Below are 16,193 nucleotides of genomic sequence, written 5' to 3'. Positions count from 1 at the left end.
ATTTCAATCCTTATCGCCTTAGCGCGAACAGAGTTAATTTGTTTCGGTTTGACGGCATGTTGGATGGTGAGGGCGTTGAACGGCGGCGCTTGATAAATGAAGTAAAATATATTTTTTTCTGCCTTATTTTTTATGTAAGTGCGGGGCATATTGGTCGGCTTAGCCCGTCTTCTTTGTTACAGTATTATACTGTTCTTCGCTCTGCCGTTCGGTATTGTTATGCGCAGAGGGATAGAGAAATGGTCGGGGTGTTGTCACTCCAGCAACTTTTTACTATTCCGGTATATCTTGCTGCCTTCCTCAGGGAATGTAAGATGTGTCAGAGTAAGGTCAAGAAGCTTCGTGCGCTGCTGCGGCACTTAGTTTCGGTAGGGGAGAAACGCCTTGGGTATCGAATTCAGGGTGTTTTTGATGTGGATTTCGGATTGGAAGGGTATAGGGAAGGATTGCAGCACCCTGTTATACCAACTCGTATCTATCTTGAGATAATAAATATTCTCGGTGATAGGGTTGATCAGATTTTTTCTGGTATTGATTCTCTTGAGGAGTTTATTGCCTCCTTTGAGGATAGAGTTTACGGCACAAGTATCAATTTTCAACGCTGCACTATGAAGGTTTCGAAGCGGGATGTCCGGCCTATATTTGAGGAAGCTATTGCGCAGCACCAGTTGAATAGCGTTTTTGCTGGGGATTTTATCTGTAAAGAGCGAATGGGGTTGTCGTTAGCGTTAGCTAAGGTCCAGTATATTATTAAAACTATTATCCACACCTATACAGGGATGCGCGATCAAGAGGTCGCGAGACTTCCGTATAATTGTCTTTCACAGTCTGTCGTTGTTCCTGATACGACGGATAGTCGGGGTGTTGTCCGAGATCGAGCAAGGATGGTTGATCTTATATCCACCACGACAAAATTTGAAGGGTACAGGCAAGTCGAGGCTTGGCTTGCCACTGAAGACGTAATTAAGGCGGTCAAGGTGGGGCAGGCAATCTGCCGAGGTCTTTCAAAAATTTATAAGACTGATGTCAATGATATGCCGCTTTTCCTTAATCCATCAATCATTGTGAGAAAAGGCGATATAGAGGTTGGCGTTACGATTTGGAGGGTCGAAGCAAAGCCTGAATCACTGGCAACATCAATTCTGATTGAACAGTCGGATTTGGCTGAGCTTGCGGCCACCGACCCAGGAAGAGATTTTTCTGCTGAAAACTCTTTTGCCGTTGGCATGCCTTGGAATTTAACTAGTCATCAGTTTCGACGCTCACTGGCATTTTATGGTAGCAGTAGCGGCTTTATATCACTGCCTAGCTTGAAGAAACAGTACAAACACATGACGTTACAGATGGCGCGCTACTATGCCAACAATTTTGAAAATCTCAAAACTATCTTTGGCTATTACGATTCGGAGAAGAAAGAGTTCGTTCTACCCCAGAATCACATGGCGTATGAGTTTCAGATGGGAATGCCGATGAGTGTCGCCTATGACATTCTGACGGAGGTTCTGGGAGAAAACATACCTCTCTTTGGAGGCGTTGGAAGTTACATCAATAAGCAGCGTCAGCGCCTTGAAAGCGGGGAGGCTCAAATTGCTGATGTGCGCGCTGAAACGATGAAGCGGGTCGCTAATGGTCACCTCCGATATCGCCCAACGCTGCTCGGTGGTTGCACTAAAGTTGGGGAGTGCGATTCCTATCTTCTTGGTGACTTTACGACCTGCTTGAGCTGTGAGGGCTCAATCATCAAACCTCAGAAACTAGATGAAGCTATTAAAGACGCTGAAAGAGAACTTGCGGTGTACGAGGAAGGTTCTGGCGAGTATCAGATTACAAAGGGTGATTGGGATAGACTGGTTCGATACAGACATCGTCTGATTAATGTTATGGAGGTTGAATGATGTCTGGTGGGATCACATCTGACGGCGTTAAAATATGCGAGGCGGCGTTTGAGCGCCTTAAAGCGGGGTGCCCAGTCATTTCCGCACATGTAGGTATCGACGGATCAAAGATCACGGCAGGTATTGTTAGTGTTGAGGCTGGATTCGATCGTGGTTATTTGAAAAGGTCTCGCGGCTCGCACATGCCTTTAATTGCCAGAATAGAGGCCTATCGAACAGAGTGCAGCACGACAAGCAACTCTAAGGCTTTACAGATTAAGCGCGCCCAGAATAAGGCCGGGAGGGCTGTGGTTGAGCTTGAACAAGCCCGAGAGCAACTTTACCAAGTGCTTACGCAGAATCTGCAGCTAGTTGAACGTGTAAAGGAATTGGAGAATAAATTGAAGCGCTATCAAAGTAGCTTGGATTTTTAATTTGAGGGAGTGGCGTATTCGTAAATTCATGCCTGTGCAATGGCCAAAAAATTAGTAACCAGAGGTAGCCATATCCAGTTCTTTCATCAGATATCTTGTCTCACTTTGAAGGGCCACAAGCGTCCTAAGTTGATCTTCAATTACCAAAGCGAACACACCGAAATTTGGGAGAGCAAGGTGCTTCAAATGGCCCGGGGGGATTCCGTGGAGTACGGTGATGAAGCGGGAGCCCTTGTGAAGCTCAGTCAGTGATCGACTGCACCCTAAAAGCCCTCTCAACCATGCTTTTTGCTCTAAAGGATCCTTGATTACCGCGGCGTTATACTGAATAAAATAATTCAGACCCTGGCACTTCCCCACAATGTGCGAAGAATCATGGTTGATTGAAAACCAGGTATTTGCACAGTTGTGCCAACCCTTTGCATTCGACCTGAAGGGCACTGTGCATAGCACAGCCCCTTCCAGCTGAGTTTTCGGTTAGTTGGCTTCTTTCACTGCGCTAAGGAACGCGCAAGTTCGTTCCTGTTGCGGGTGTTCAAAGATCTGCGCGGGAGTGCCCTGTTCGTGAATCTGCCCCTTATAAAAGAAGCATACGCGATCGGCGAATTCCCGGGCGAAGCCCATCTGGTGCGTGACCATCAGCATCGTCAGGTTGTGCTCGGCGCCGAGTTTGCGGATCACGTTAAGTACTTCGCCGCACAGTTCCGGGTCGAGTGCCGAGGTCACTTCGTCGAACAGCATGACTTTGGGCCGCATGGCAAGTGCCCGGGCGATCGCCACCCGCTGTTGCTGGCCGCCGGACAGCTGCGAAGGGTAATGGCCAAGCTTGCTGCCCAGCCCCACCAGTTCCAGCAAGTCTGCTGCCCGTTCGCGCGCTTCAGCGGGTTTCATGCCAAGGACTTGCACCGGCGCTTCGATGACATTTTGCAACGCAGTCATGTGCGGGAACAGGTTGAAGCTCTGGAACACCATGCCGATCTTGCCGCGCACCCGGCGGATATGCCGATCATTGGCCGGCACTAGCACACCGTTGCGATTGGGCATGTGGGTCAGCAAGTCATCCTCGATGCGGATCAACCCGTCATCGATGCCCTCGAGCGTCATCAGCACCCGTAATAATGTGGATTTACCCGAGCCGCTGGGACCGATAATCGCGACTTTCTCACCCGGCGTGACGTCTAGGTTCAAGTGGTCGAGCACGGTGAAGTTGCCGTAGCTCTTGGTGACGTCCTGAAAGCTGACGATCGGCTTGACCGATCTGGTTTCCTGCATGGCCGTGGCCTCCTGCGAATGCAGCGGGGTCGGGTTGCTGCGCCGGGAAAGGTCGCTGGGTGTCGAGAGTGGAGAAGTCATTAGCGTAGCTCCAGGCGCAGTTCGAGGCGCCGTACCAAATAAGCCAAGGCGATGCTCAGGGCGAGGAAAAACAGACCGACCATGGTGATCGGTTCCAGGTAGCGGAAGTTCTCTGAGCCGATGTTCTTGGCCTGTTGCATGATCTCCACCACAGTAATCGCCGACAGTACCGGCGTGTCCTTGAGCATCGCCACTAGGTAGTTGCCCAATGGCGGCAGGATCGGCCGCAGGGCTTGGGGCAGGATGATGTTGCGGTAGGCGCTGTACGGGGCGATGTTCAGCGCCGTGACCGCCTCCCATTGCGCACGCGGCACGGCGTCGAGGCCGCCGCGATACACCTCGGCGATGTAGCAGGCGTAATGCAGGCCTATGCCGAGAATCCCCACTTGCATCGCGGTCATGCTGACGCCGTAATTAGGCAGCACGTAGTAAAGAAAATACACCTGGATCAGCAGCGGTGTGCTGCGAATGAACTCGATCACCCCGGTGGCTGGCCACGATAGCCAGACTCTGCGGCTGCGTCGACCAATTGCCAGGAACAGACCTAGCACAATGGCGATCAGGAAACCGATCAGGGTAATCCCTACGGTGTTAAGCGAAGCGCGCAGTAAATCGGGGAGGATTTGCCAGGCATAGGTCCAATCAAACAGTGTCATGACAGACCTCCCCGCATCCGCCCGCGAGCCAGATGGAGCTCAATGCGACGCATGCCGATATTGATGGCTTGCGCCAGGATGAAGTACATCACCAGCGCAAGGCTGAAAATTTCCAGGGTCTGGAAAGTCGCCTGATCCAGTTGACGCGCCCGGAAGCTCAGATCGGATAAAGTGATCAATGACACCAGCGAAGTATTTTTCAGCAATTCAATCAGCAGATTGGTGCCCGGCGGAATAGCGGCCAGCAACGCCTGCGGAAGAATAATGCGGCGAAAGCGCTTGTAGCCGCTGAAGTTCAGTGCTGTGGACGCTTCATACTGACCCTTCGCGACAGAGCTGATCGCGCCGCGCATCACCTCTGCGCCGTAAGCACCAATGTGCAAGCCAAGGCCGACGATGGCCACGCTATAGGGGCTCAGTTCAAGGTTGAACGGTGGCAGCGGTAGCACGAAAAACAGCCAGAACAATTGCACCAGCAACGACGTGCCGCGAAACACTTCAATGTAAGCAACGGAAAACCAACGCAATGGCCGCCATGGCGACATACGCCCCAGGGCCGCGAGAATCGCCGCGACAATCGCCAGCAGCGAACCGAAGATCGTCACCTGGAGCGTCACCCAGGCGCCTTGTATCAATAGCGGAAGTAATTCACCCATGGTTTAAACCTGGCCATCCGGATTAAGCAGGGAAATAGGCATCGCACCGTGACGCCATGCCTGTTTCGACTATTGAGCGCAGAGCTCGGCAGCCGTTTTTCTTGTCACGTTGGATTTGTCAAATCCGAAAGGAGCGACCGCCTTGAGGTGCTCTTCGGAGCCCAGCCACTTTTTCAACTCCGCGTTGACCGCATCGCGTAGGTCTTTGTCTTCCGGACGGAAGGCGAGAGCACCGTATCCTATGTGCGACGGGTCGTCCTTGAACTCGGTGACTGCTTCGACTTTTTCTCCACCCTTGGCGGCCAAACCTTTCATGGTCAGTTGAGTACCCACGGCGGCATCGGCACGACCGGCGCGCACGGCTTGCAACTGAGCTGTGGTGTCCGGCACCTGGAGGATCTGCGCGTCTTTCACGCCCGAATCCCGCGCATACGCCAGGTTCACCGTACCGGCCATGATCGCCAGTTTCACCTCGGGATTCTTGGCGATGTCTTCATAGCTGTGTAGAGCCTTCGGGTTGCCTTTGGCTGTAAGCAGTGCGTCCGGCAGTTGATACTGCGGATCGGTAAACAGCACCTGCTTGCAGCGGGCCGGCGTGATGTACATGCCGGCGGCAATCACGTCGAAGCGCCCGGCGCGCAGGCCCGGGATCAACGAACCCCATTCGGTCAACACGCCGTCGACCTGTTTGATGCCCATTTTGGCAAAGATGGCTTTGGCGATTTCCGGTGATTCACCGGTGACCCTGCCGTCTGTTTCGGTAAAGGCGAACGGGGTTTCGTTGGCATAACCGATACGGATGCTGCTGTTCTGTTTGACGGTTTCCAGTGTTGTAGCGGCTTGGGCGCTGGCGGCCAGGCCGAGCATCGCGCAAGCCACGAACAGGCGACGCAAAGCATGGGTGCTGCGGGAAGGGAAATTGCTCATCGATAAAATCTCCTGTTTCTTGTTGACCCGTCGGTGACGGCTCTGTGGTAGGAGGCAGTGTTACAAGAGCAAAGCGTACAAGAACTGATCCCATGGATCGGGACACAGTCCGGTACAGGTCGACTGATTTTGTTGTGGGGGCTTGAAGTGTGCCCGGCTATCGACCTTGAGCCGAGCATACAAAAGCTCTGAGCATCATTGTATTGCACTAGGACAATTGCTTTGCATGGATTCTAGCGAGATGCTGTCCCGACGAGTACAGACCCGGGTTTTAGCGCTGATGGACAAGTGGAAAGCAGCACTGGAAAACGCCCGTAGCGGCGAGTCCAAATACAAGATTCTAGTGCAGGCAATTGCCGACGATATCGAGCAGGGTGTCCTGGTCAATGATCACCGCCTGCCACCGCAGCGGCACGTTGCCGATGCCATGGGCATCAGTGTGCAGACGGTCACCAACGCCTATAAAGAGCTGGAGCGCCAGGGGCTGGTGCGTTGCGAAGTCGGGCGCGGCAGCTTTGTGTCGCGGCGCATGAGCGATCGAGTGGCTACCTATATTCTCGATAGCCCCGAACGGGCCCTCGTGGATTTTTCCATCACGCGGATCCTGCACACCCGCGAGCACGACCAGTGCTGGCGTGACACCTGCCGCGAGCTCAGCACGGAAGAGGATCAGCCGTGGATTCACGCGTTTCGTCCGATTGCCGGTTTCGAGTCGCACCGTGAAGAGGCCATGCACTGGATCGGACGGCAAGGACTGCGGGTCGAGCGCGATGGCATCCTGATTACCAATGGCGCGGCCCACGGCATCTTCCTTGCGCTGGCATCTCTGGCGGGCCCCGATGATGTAGTACTTTGCGAAGGGGTCACCGATCACGGAGTGATTGGCAACTCCCAAGTATTGGGGTTCACCCTCAAAGGCCTGGAGATGGACCGTTATGGCATTGACCCGGAACATTTCGAAGACATGTGCAGCAACGAGCGCATCACCGCGCTGGTGTGCACGCCGAACCTGAACAACCCGACCACCAGCCTGATGCCGGACAGTCGTCGGCGGGAGATTGCCGACATCGCCCGGCGTTTCGGCGTGCACATTATTGAGGACGATGTATACGGCCCGTTGCTGGACGAGCATCGCGCGCCGCCGATTAGCCATTACCTGCCAGAACTGTCGTTCTATTGCACCAGCATGACCAAGTCGGTGCTGACCGGTTTGCGCATCGGCTATCTGGTGGTGCCCAAGCGTCTGGCGTTGCGCACCGAGAGCATCTTGCGGGTCAACAGCTGGATGGCCACGCCCATGGTCTCCGAAATCGCCGCGCGCTGGATTCGTGACGGTCGCGCCGACACGCTCGTGCGTTTGCAGCGCAAACTGTTGGCCGGCCGTCAGGCGATGGTCAGCGAATACCTGGGCGAGCACCTGCTCGGCCAGCATCCTCATGCATTGAATGCGTGGGTCGGTATTCCCCCGCATTGGGAGGTCGACAGCCTGGTGCGGGCCCTGCGTCACCGGCACATTGCAGTCACGTCGCCTGACCCGTTCACCGTGCGTGGAACGCCTCGGGCTCGAGCGGTGAGGATCTGTGTCGGCGCCGAATGCAGCGACGAAGAAATGCGCGATGCGCTGATTGGCATGCGCGAGATATTCGGGCAGTACCCGCAAATCCACGATTTTTGACCGGGAAAAAGTCCCCCAAAAAGTTTGTCGGCTAAATTGCCCTAGTACATTCATTGCGACAATCCAGTCCTCTTAGACTGCGCCTAACACCACAGTCGGGACGCGATCATGTCATCGTTGCAGCTACATGATGTTTACCTCGCTCGCCAGCGCATCGAATTGCTTGTCCGGCGTACCCCCATGGAATATTCGCCCAGCCTCTCGCAGCGATTGGGCGTGGCGGTGTACCTCAAACTCGAATCCCAGCAAATCACCGGCAGTTTCAAATTGCGCGGCGCGAGCAATGCCGTGGCGCAGCTGAGCGCCGAGGAGAAAACGCGTGGCGTGGTGGCGGCGTCGACCGGCAATCACGGTCGTGCTCTGGCGTATGCCGCTTCCCGACAAGGCGTGAAGGCGACGATTTGCCTGTCGCATCTGGTGCCGGCGAACAAGGTTCAAGCCATTCGCGATCTGGGCGCCGAGGTATGCATCGTCGGCCAGTCCCAGGACGACGCCCAGCGTGAAGCCGAACGGATCGCCAACGAGCAAGGCGCGACATTGCTGCCGCCGTTTGATCACCCGGCCATCATCGCCGGGCAGGGCACGCTGGGGCTGGAAATCCTCGAACAGCAACCGGACGTGGCGCAAATCCTCGTGCCATTGTCCGGCGGCGGTTTGTTTGCCGGTGTGGCGCTGGCGATCAAAAGCGTCAGCGCGAACATCATCACCCACGGCATCAGCATGCAACGCGGTGCGGCCATGCACGGCAGCCTCGCAGCTGGGCATCCGGTGGAAGTCGAAGAGCTGCCGACCCTGGCCGACTCGCTCGGCGGTGGTATCGGCCTGAACAACCGTTACACCTTCAACATGACGCGCGATCTGTGTGACCACCTGCATTTGCTCAGCGAGACTTCCATCGCCAATGCCCTACGCCATGCCTATCGCGAAGAGCGTCTGGTGCTGGAAGGCGCGGCCGTGGTCGGGATTGCCGCGTTGCTTGATGGATTGATTGAGCCGCGCGGGCCGATCGTGGTGGTGGTCAGTGGCCGTAACGTCGACGTCGATCAGCACCTGCGCGTCCTCGCAGGCGCGGATGCGTGAACCCCAACAATAAAAACTGAATGGAGTGCCGCATTGATGAGTGATATCACCTTATTGAGCGAAGCTGATCTGCGTGCCTGCGTGGCACTAGACCTGCCGAGCATCGAAGCCATCGAACAAGCCTTTGTCCTGCTGGCCACGGCAGCAGTGGCAATGCCGCCGATCCTGCGTCTGGACATCCCCGAGCACAACGGTGAAGTGGACGTGAAGACTGCGTACCTGCCAGGCCTGGAACGCTTTGCGATCAAGGTCAGTCCGGGTTTTTTCGACAATCCGACACTTGGGCTACCGAGCCTCAACGGCATGATGATGCTGTTGTCGGCACGCACCGGTTTGCTCGATGCCTTGTTGCTGGATAACGGTTATCTGACCGCCGTACGCACAGCAGCGGCGGGCGCGGTCGCTGCTCGTGCGCTGTCGCGGGTTGACAGTCGCAGCGTGGCGCTGATCGGTGCCGGCGAACAGGCGGCGTTGCAGCTTCAGGCGTTGCGCCTGGTCCGGCCGATTGAATCCGTTCGAGTCTGGGCACGTGACCGCGCCAAGGCTGAAGCCTTCAGCACCGAATTGGCGCGTGACAGCGGTCTGGTGGTCACGCCTTGCGCGAGCATCGACGAGGCCATGGCCGGCGCGGACATCGCGATCACCTGCACCCCGAGCCGCGAACCTTTGATCGAAGCGCGCCATCTGCACCCCGGCCTGCACATCACTGCCATGGGCTCCGACGCCGAACACAAAAACGAAATTTCCCCCCAGGCGCTGGCGCAGGTCGACCGCTACGTGGCAGATCGCTTGAGCCAGACGCGAATCCTCGGCGAGTTGCATCACGCTCTGGCGGCCGGCGTTATTGCCAACGAATCGGGCTTGGCCGAATTGGGACAAGTGCTCGCGGGCCAGCGCCCGGGTCGGACCAGCGATGCGCAAGTCACCTTGTGCGACCTCACAGGCACCGGCGCCCAAGACACCGCCATGGCCAATCTGGCCTTCGAGCGCGCGCGCTCGGCCGGCAAGGGCTTTCAGTTCGGCAGCTAATCCATTTTTTTCATCCGTGCGTCATTTATCAGAGGGCATGTGCATGTCTCAGATAGTCGTCAATCTCCCGTTCGAACGGGAGGAATACGCCCAGCGTCTGGCCAAGGTTCGAGCGGCCATGCAGGTTCAGGGCATCGAGCTGTTGCTGGTCACCGATCCGTCGAACATGGCCTGGCTGACCGGCTATGACGGTTGGTCGTTTTACGTTCACCAATGCGTGTTGTTGGCGCTCGACGGCGAGCCGGTCTGGTTCGGTCGCGGACAAGACGCCAACGGCGCCAAGCGCACGGTGTTCATGCAGCACGAGAACATCGTCGGTTACCCGGACATCTATGTGCAGTCCCGGGAACGCCATCCGATGGATTACCTGTCGCAGGAAGTCATCAGTGCCCGGGGTTGGGACGCGCTGACCATCGGCGTGGAAATGGATAACTATTACTTCAGCGCCGCCGCGTATTTGTCGCTGCAGAAAAACCTGCCGCAGGCCAAGCTGATCGACGCGGTCGGGTTGGTGAACTGGCAGCGAGCGATCAAGTCGCCCCAGGAAATCGCTTACATGCGCATCGCTGCGCGCATCGTCGAAAACATGCACGGGCGGATCCTCGAACGGATCGAGCCGGGCATGCGCAAAAATGAACTGGTGGCTGACATCTACAGCAGCGGGATCCTCGGCGCTGATGGCCATGGCGGCGATTACCCGGCCATCGTGCCGCTATTGCCGACCGGTGCCGATGCCAGCGCGCCGCACCTGACCTGGGACGATTCGCCGTTCGAAAAGGGGGCCGGGACGTTTTTCGAGATTGCCGGTTGCTACAAGCGTTATCACTGCCCGTTGTCGCGCACGATCTACCTGGGCAAACCTCCACAGCATTTCCTCGACGGCGAAAAAGCCGTGGTCGAAGGCATCGCCGCTGGACTGGAAGCGGCGAAACCGGGCAACACCACCGGCGACATCGCTGTGGCGTTTTTCAAAGTGTTGCAGAAGTTCGGCATCCACAAGGACAGCCGTTGCGGCTACCCGATCGGGATCAGTTATCCGCCAGACTGGGGCGAACGCACCATGAGCCTGCGTCCCGGCGACACCAGCGTGTTGCAGCCAGGCATGACTTTCCACTTCATGCCGGGACTGTGGATGGACGATTGGGGACTGGAAATCACCGAAAGCATTCTGATCACCGAGACCGGCGTCGAGACGCTGTGCAACGTGCCACGCCAACTGTTCGTGAAGGATTGAGCCATGAGCGAATTGCCCGATAATCCGATCAGCGCCACGGTGGATTTTGCCCGCGAAGGCGTGCAACACGGGTTCCTCAAATTGCCGTACTCCCGGGACGACTCGGCCTGGGGCGCGGTGATGATTCCGGTCACTGTGATTCAGCGCGGTGAGGGTCCGACCGCGCTGCTTACCGGCGGTAACCACGGTGATGAATACGAAGGCCCGGTGGCGCTGAGCAAACTAGCCCAGGGTCTGACGGCTGCCGAAGTCACGGGGCGGGTGATTATCGTCCCGTTCATGAACACCCCGGCGTTCCATGCTGGTCGGCGCACGTCGCCGATCGACAAGGGTAATCTCAATCGCAGTTTCCCCGGTAAGCCGGACGGCACCGTGACCGAGAAAATCGCCGACTACTTCAACCGGACCTTATTGCCCTTGGCGGACTTCGTGCTGGACATCCATTCCGGTGGCCGCACCTTGGATTTCCTGCCTTTCGCAGCTTGTCATGTGCTGCCCGACAAAAATCAGCAGGCGCAATGCGAAGCCGGAATGCGCGCTTTCAATGCACCTTACAGCATGCGCATGCTGGAACTCGATGCCGGGGCGATGTACGACACCGCCGCCGAGCGTCAGGGCAAAGTCTTTGTCACGACCGAACTGGGTGGCGGTGGTTCGTCCACAGCGCGCAGTGTGGCGATTGCCGAGCGCGGGGTGCGTAATCTGCTGGTGCATGCGGGGATTCTCGAAGGTGAGATCCAGACCACGGGGTCAATCATGCTCGACATGCCCGATGCCAATTGCTTCATCGCCAGCGAACACGACGGCTTGCTGGAAATGTGCCGCGATCTGGGCGACAAAGTGAGCAAGGGCGAAGTGATCGCCCGCGTTTACGACGCTACCCGCAGCGGCGTCGCCCCGGTGGAATATCGCGCGGCCCGCAGCGGCCTGCTGGCGGCGCGCCACTTTCCCGGCCTGGTGCAGTGCGGCGATACCATTGCAGTCATCGCCGATGTATTGACCTGACCCCAAACCCTGTGGAAGCGAGCCTGCTCGCGATTGCGGCGTTACATACATTAATGATGTGACTGAAATACCGCCATCGCAAGCAGGCTCGCTCCCACAGGTTTCTCCCACACATTTAGGAGATTTTCGGACCATGCACAAGCTCGATCGCTATGACCTGAAAATCCTGCGAATCCTCGCCGAAGACGGTCGGATCACCAAGTCGAGCCTGGCCGAGGCGATCAATCTTTCGGTGACCCCGGCGTGGGAGCGGGTTCGCAAGCTGGAGGCGCTTGGGCTGATCAAAGGGTACCGAGCGCAGATCGACTGGTACGCGGTGTTCAAAAGCCAGCAGGTGCTGGTGGAAATCACCCTGGCCCGGCACACCGCCCAGGACATGCGGCGTTTCGAGCAACGCATGAACGAGGCCGCCGAAGTGGCGTTCTGTTACGCCACCGGTGGCGGCGTTGATTACATGGCAATGATCCAGGCGCCGGACATCGACCATTACCAGCGGTTTATCGACCAGTTATTGCTCGATGACCTGGGCATCGAGCGCTACTTCACTTACATCGTCACCAAAACCATCAAGACCGGGGGGGGCTTGCCAGCCGAGCTGGCGCAGGAGCCATAAACCGGCGCAAAACCTTCACCGCAAAAAGCCCTTGTTTGCCGGTGTTCAATCAGAAAAAACCTGTGATGACGCCCCGCCAAACGCCAAATCACCTGGGCTGCACTGCCCTAGCATGGACTCACGCACACAGTTTGGAGTGAACGCCATGACATACAAACATCCGCTGTTGTTCAAAGCACTTTGCTACGTAGACGGGCATTGGGTCCACAGTGAGAGCGGCCACAGCGTCGCCGTGCACAATCCGGCCGATCAGAAGTTGATCGGTCATGTGCCGATGCTCGATCAGTCTCAGATCATCTCCGCCGTTGATGCTGCACACCGGGCGTTTGCGGCCTGGCGTGAACAAAGCCTCGATGCCCGCGGGACGATTCTGCGGCGCTGGGCGGCGTTGATCCTTGAGCATCAGGAAGACCTGGCGCGCATCCTCAGTCAGGAACAAGGTAAACCCCTGGCCGAGTCACGCGGCGAAATCGCCTACGCCGCCAGCTTCATTCCCTGGTTTGCCGAAGAGGCGCGGCGTCTTTACGGGCAGAACATTCCCAGCCATATCCCTGGCGCGCACTTAGGCACCGTCAAGGAACCGGTCGGCGTCTGTGCGCTGCTGACCCCGTGGAATTTTCCTTCGGCGATGATCACCCGCAAAGCCGCCGCGGCACTGGCTGCCGGTTGCACTGTGGTGATCAAGCCGGCCCATGAAACACCGTTTTCCGCATTGGCTCTGGCGCAACTGGCAGAGGAAGCGGGCTTCCCGGCAGGCGTGTTCAACGTGGTGCTGGGCGAACCGCAAATGGCCATGCAAACCCTGGTGCAGGACACTCGCGTGCGTTCGGTCAGCTTCACCGGCTCAACCCGCGTCGGTAAATTGGTCCTGCAAGCGGCTGCCCAGGATGTGAAGAAGGTGTCGCTGGAGCTGGGCGGTAACGCGCCGTTCATTGTCTGCGCCGATGCTGATCTGGAACTGGCGGTGAAAGTCGCAGTGGAGGCCAAGTTCCAGACCTCCGGCCAGGATTGCTGTGCGGCCAACCGGATCATGGTGCATCGTTCGATTTACCCGGCGTTTCTCAACCGCTTTGCCTCTGCGGTGCGCGAACTGCGGGTAGGCCCGGCGCTGGTGGGTGATCAGGAGCAAAGCGTCGACATCGGCCCGTTGATGCATCAGGCGGCGTTCGATGTTACGGCCGAGCGCGTCGAAGACGCCCTGCTACTTGGTGCACAACGGCTGGTCGGCGGTGAAGCGCACGCCCTCGGCGGGTTGTTCTACCAGCCGACGGTGCTGGCCGACGTTACGCCGCAGATGCGTATCTACCGCGAAGAGAATTTCGCGCCGATCGCCGGCGTCATGCCTTTCGACACCCTCGAGCAAGCCATCGAAATGGCCAACGACACCGAATACGGTCTGGCGGCCTACATTTGTTCCAACCGCCTGGACCTGATCTACCCCCTGATTCGCCGCCTCGACCACGCCATGATCGCGGTCAATGGCGTCAAGTTTACCGGCCATCCGATCCCGTTCGGTGGCATGAAAGCCTCGGGGCTGGGCCGCGAGGGCGGCACCGAGGGCTTCGAAGCCTTTGTCGAAACCAAATACTTTTGCCTGCACCATCAAGGCCAGTTCTAAGGAGATCCGCCATGAGCCAAGAACTCGATACGCTGTTCGAACAAGATCGCGCGCACTTCATGCACCCGTCGACCCACGCCCATGACCACGCCAGCGGCGCGCTCAAGGGGCGCATCATCAAGAGTGCGTCGGGTATTCGTATTCGCGATCATGAGGGCCGCGAATTCATCGACGCCTTTGCCGGCCTGTACTGCGTGAACATCGGCTACGGTCGCACCGAAGTCGCCGATGCGATCTACAAGCAAGCCAAGGAGCTGGCTTACTACCACACCTACGTCGGCCATTCGACCGAAGCGATCATCGAGCTGTCGAGCCGCATCATCGACTGGGCGCCCGAGGGCATGAAAAAGGTCTACTACGGCCTGTCCGGTTCCGACGCCAACGAAACCCAGATCAAATTGGTGCGCTACTACAACAACGTACTGGGCCGCCCGCAGAAGAAAAAAATTATCTCCCGTGATCGCGGTTACCACGGTTCGGGCATCATGACCGGAAGCCTGACCGGCCTGCCGAGCTTCCATCAGCATTTCGACCTGCCGGCCGAAGGCATCAAGCACACCGTGTGCCCGCACTGGTACCGCAAGGCGCCGACCGGCATGGATGAAGCGGCGTTCGTGCGCTATTGCGCCGAGGAGCTGGAAAAAATGATCCTGGCCGAAGGGCCGGACACCGTGGCCGCGTTTATCGGCGAACCGTTGATGGGTACCGGCGGCATCATTGTTCCGCCAGCCGGCTACTGGGCCGCGATTCAAGCGGTGCTGAACAAATACGACGTGTTGCTGATCGCCGACGAAGTGGTCTGCGCTTTCGGTCGGCTGGGTTCGAAGATGGGCAGCCAGCGTTACGGTATGCGCCCGGATCTGATCACCACTGCCAAAGGTCTGACCAGCGCCTATGCGCCGTTGTCGGCGGTGATCGTCGGTGAAAAAGTGTGGAGCGTGATCGAAAAGGCGTCCGAATCCCAAGGTGCCATGGGCCATGGCTGGACGTACTCGGGGCATCCGATTTGTGCCGCCGCCGCCTTGGCCAACCTCGATATTCTCGAGCGGGAAAACCTGACGGCCAACGCCGAGAAGGTCGGCAGCTACCTGAACCGTCGGTTGCGTGAAACCCTGGAAGGTCATCCGCTGGTGGGTGAAGTGCGCGGCGACGGTATGCTGGCTGCCGTTGAGTTCATGGCGGATCGTGAGCAGCGTACCCCGTTCGATGCGGCCTTGAAGGTCGGCCCGAAAGTGTCGGCGGCCTGTCTTGAGCGCGGCATGATTGCCCGGGCGATGCCCCATGGCGACATTCTTGGCTTCGCACCACCGTTGATCCTGTCCGAGGAAGAGGCCGACCTGATCGTCGACATCACCAAAAGCGCGGTCGACCAAGTAGCCAATGAGGTGCTGGGCTGACGCCATCGGGTCTGAGCATTCGTCCCCCCCCAAAAAAAAAGGCCGTCCGATCAGTGATCGGGCGGCCTTTTTTCACTGTAAGTCGCAATAGTTAACAAGTACAAAAAATGGTTTACAAGATGCGGCGATCTCGATACTTCAAGATTTGTGAAAACTCGCCCCTCCTCGATTCTTCCACTCCGCGGTCATCCACCGCCAGGGACTGAGTCTTAATTCCAATGGAGTTGAGCCACATGCTTGTGCTCATGCGACACCCTAAGGTGTCAATCTTCATTGCGTCTCCTCGAAAACCGACGGTGATGCCTGTCAATCCGTCCCTCATATGTCCTATTATTTTGTCAATCCTACCTAACCTCATTGACAGTCAACCTTCTTTGGGCGAATTCCTGCCCAACCGAGTGATTTCAATATCCGGAACAGTGTCAATGTGGGGGATCGATAGGTAATATTGTCTATTACTGGCCGGACGACCCGCTGATAGCCGAGCCGACCGCGCGGATCAAACCCCGAAAGTCGTAATGCCAAAGATCAAAATGTGGGAGGGGGCTTGCCCCCGATAGCGGTGGATCGGTTACAGATGAGCTGACTGACACGCCACCATCGGGGGCAAGTGCGAACCGTCGCACCACCCCCCCACATTGA

General features: G+C 57.4%; 14 protein-coding genes. 10 read left to right on the top strand and 4 right to left on the bottom strand.

Going from position 1 to position 16,193, the window contains the following annotated elements; genetic code table 11:
- Positions 1-239: 239 nt before the first annotated feature.
- Both QU606_RS31305 and QU606_RS31300 read left to right on the top strand, forming a co-directional pair.
- Positions 240-1,895 carry a hypothetical protein gene (locus QU606_RS31305; protein ID WP_060764060.1) on the top strand — a complete coding sequence of 552 codons (1,656 nt, stop codon included), beginning with the start codon at positions 240-242 and terminating at the stop codon, positions 1,893-1,895.
- Complete coding sequence (locus QU606_RS31300; RefSeq protein WP_307847834.1) at positions 1,895-2,308, top strand: hypothetical protein; 414 nt, start codon at positions 1,895-1,897, stop codon at positions 2,306-2,308. Before QU606_RS31305 ends, QU606_RS31300 begins: the two co-directional genes overlap by 1 nt.
- A 477-nt stretch (positions 2,309-2,785) precedes the next feature.
- Here QU606_RS31300 and ehuA read toward each other — a convergent pair whose 3' ends face one another.
- The 4 genes from ehuA to ehuB all read right to left on the bottom strand — a co-directional run bounded on the left by ehuA (position 2,786) and on the right by ehuB (position 5,900).
- The gene (gene ehuA / locus QU606_RS31295; protein ID WP_060764057.1) at positions 2,786-3,580 is read right to left on the bottom strand and encodes an ectoine/hydroxyectoine ABC transporter ATP-binding protein EhuA; all 795 of its coding nucleotides are present in this window, start codon (positions 3,578-3,580) and stop codon (positions 2,786-2,788) included.
- Between the two features lie 80 nt (positions 3,581-3,660).
- Positions 3,661-4,317 carry an ectoine/hydroxyectoine ABC transporter permease subunit EhuD gene (gene ehuD, locus QU606_RS31290; RefSeq protein WP_060764056.1) on the bottom strand — a complete coding sequence of 219 codons (657 nt, stop codon included), beginning with the start codon at positions 4,315-4,317 and terminating at the stop codon, positions 3,661-3,663.
- Positions 4,314-4,973 carry an ectoine/hydroxyectoine ABC transporter permease subunit EhuC gene (gene ehuC / locus QU606_RS31285; protein ID WP_060764055.1) on the bottom strand — a complete coding sequence of 220 codons (660 nt, stop codon included), beginning with the start codon at positions 4,971-4,973 and terminating at the stop codon, positions 4,314-4,316. Before ehuC ends, ehuD begins: the two co-directional genes overlap by 4 nt.
- A gap of 69 nt (positions 4,974-5,042) precedes the next feature.
- Positions 5,043-5,900, bottom strand: a complete 858-nt coding sequence (ehuB, locus tag QU606_RS31280; protein WP_060764054.1) for an ectoine/hydroxyectoine ABC transporter substrate-binding protein EhuB — start codon at positions 5,898-5,900, stop codon at positions 5,043-5,045.
- A gap of 280 nt (positions 5,901-6,180) precedes the next feature.
- Between ehuB and QU606_RS31275 the strand changes: the two genes are divergently transcribed.
- The 8 genes from QU606_RS31275 to QU606_RS31240 all read left to right on the top strand — a co-directional run bounded on the left by QU606_RS31275 (position 6,181) and on the right by QU606_RS31240 (position 15,551).
- A complete protein-coding gene (locus tag QU606_RS31275; RefSeq protein WP_060764053.1) occupies positions 6,181-7,575 on the top strand; it encodes a PLP-dependent aminotransferase family protein in 1,395 nt (464 codons plus the stop codon).
- Between the two features lie 108 nt (positions 7,576-7,683).
- Positions 7,684-8,655, top strand: coding sequence for a hydroxyectoine utilization dehydratase EutB (eutB, locus tag QU606_RS31270; protein ID WP_076964526.1), 972 nt, complete (start codon positions 7,684-7,686; stop codon positions 8,653-8,655).
- A gap of 36 nt (positions 8,656-8,691) precedes the next feature.
- Entirely contained in the window at positions 8,692-9,684 is a 993-nt protein-coding gene (eutC, locus tag QU606_RS31265) for an ectoine utilization protein EutC (protein WP_060764071.1), read from the top strand.
- A 43-nt stretch (positions 9,685-9,727) separates the two neighbouring features.
- Positions 9,728-10,918: an ectoine hydrolase DoeA gene (gene doeA, locus QU606_RS31260; protein ID WP_060764070.1), complete on the top strand. Its 1,191-nt coding sequence runs from the start codon at positions 9,728-9,730 to the stop codon at positions 10,916-10,918.
- 3 nt (positions 10,919-10,921) lie between these two features.
- Positions 10,922-11,923, top strand: a complete 1,002-nt coding sequence (gene doeB, locus QU606_RS31255; RefSeq protein WP_060764069.1) for a N(2)-acetyl-L-2,4-diaminobutanoate deacetylase DoeB — start codon at positions 10,922-10,924, stop codon at positions 11,921-11,923.
- Positions 11,924-12,056: 133 nt separating this feature from the next.
- Positions 12,057-12,536, top strand: coding sequence for an Lrp/AsnC family transcriptional regulator (locus QU606_RS31250; protein ID WP_060764068.1), 480 nt, complete (start codon positions 12,057-12,059; stop codon positions 12,534-12,536).
- A gap of 145 nt (positions 12,537-12,681) precedes the next feature.
- A complete protein-coding gene (locus tag QU606_RS31245) occupies positions 12,682-14,154 on the top strand; it encodes an NAD-dependent succinate-semialdehyde dehydrogenase (RefSeq protein ID WP_060764067.1) in 1,473 nt (490 codons plus the stop codon).
- An 11-nt stretch (positions 14,155-14,165) separates the two neighbouring features.
- Positions 14,166-15,551 (top strand): aspartate aminotransferase family protein, encoded by a 1,386-nt coding sequence (locus QU606_RS31240; RefSeq protein ID WP_060764066.1) that lies wholly within the window; start codon positions 14,166-14,168, stop codon positions 15,549-15,551.
- Positions 15,552-16,193: the final 642 nt, after the last annotated feature.

The sequence above is a fragment of the Pseudomonas sp. OVF7 genome, assembly GCF_030644265.1.
Lineage (GTDB): Bacteria > Pseudomonadota > Gammaproteobacteria > Pseudomonadales > Pseudomonadaceae > Aquipseudomonas > Aquipseudomonas gorinensis.
This window is presented reverse-complemented; position numbering and strand designations above follow the sequence as displayed.

Coding starts and splice junctions, on each gene's coding strand:
- QU606_RS31305 (WP_060764060.1), top strand. CDS start 240: ATGGTCGGGGTGTTGTCACTCCAGCAACTTTTTACTATTCCGGTATAT.
- QU606_RS31300 (WP_307847834.1), top strand. CDS start 1,895: ATGTCTGGTGGGATCACATCTGACGGCGTTAAAATATGCGAGGCGGCG.
- ehuA (WP_060764057.1), bottom strand. CDS start 3,580: ATGCAGGAAACCAGATCGGTCAAGCCGATCGTCAGCTTTCAGGACGTC.
- ehuD (WP_060764056.1), bottom strand. CDS start 4,317: ATGACACTGTTTGATTGGACCTATGCCTGGCAAATCCTCCCCGATTTA.
- ehuC (WP_060764055.1), bottom strand. CDS start 4,973: ATGGGTGAATTACTTCCGCTATTGATACAAGGCGCCTGGGTGACGCTC.
- ehuB (WP_060764054.1), bottom strand. CDS start 5,900: ATGAGCAATTTCCCTTCCCGCAGCACCCATGCTTTGCGTCGCCTGTTC.
- QU606_RS31275 (WP_060764053.1), top strand. CDS start 6,181: ATGGACAAGTGGAAAGCAGCACTGGAAAACGCCCGTAGCGGCGAGTCC.
- eutB (WP_076964526.1), top strand. CDS start 7,684: ATGTCATCGTTGCAGCTACATGATGTTTACCTCGCTCGCCAGCGCATC.
- eutC (WP_060764071.1), top strand. CDS start 8,692: ATGAGTGATATCACCTTATTGAGCGAAGCTGATCTGCGTGCCTGCGTG.
- doeA (WP_060764070.1), top strand. CDS start 9,728: ATGTCTCAGATAGTCGTCAATCTCCCGTTCGAACGGGAGGAATACGCC.
- doeB (WP_060764069.1), top strand. CDS start 10,922: ATGAGCGAATTGCCCGATAATCCGATCAGCGCCACGGTGGATTTTGCC.
- QU606_RS31250 (WP_060764068.1), top strand. CDS start 12,057: ATGCACAAGCTCGATCGCTATGACCTGAAAATCCTGCGAATCCTCGCC.
- QU606_RS31245 (WP_060764067.1), top strand. CDS start 12,682: ATGACATACAAACATCCGCTGTTGTTCAAAGCACTTTGCTACGTAGAC.
- QU606_RS31240 (WP_060764066.1), top strand. CDS start 14,166: ATGAGCCAAGAACTCGATACGCTGTTCGAACAAGATCGCGCGCACTTC.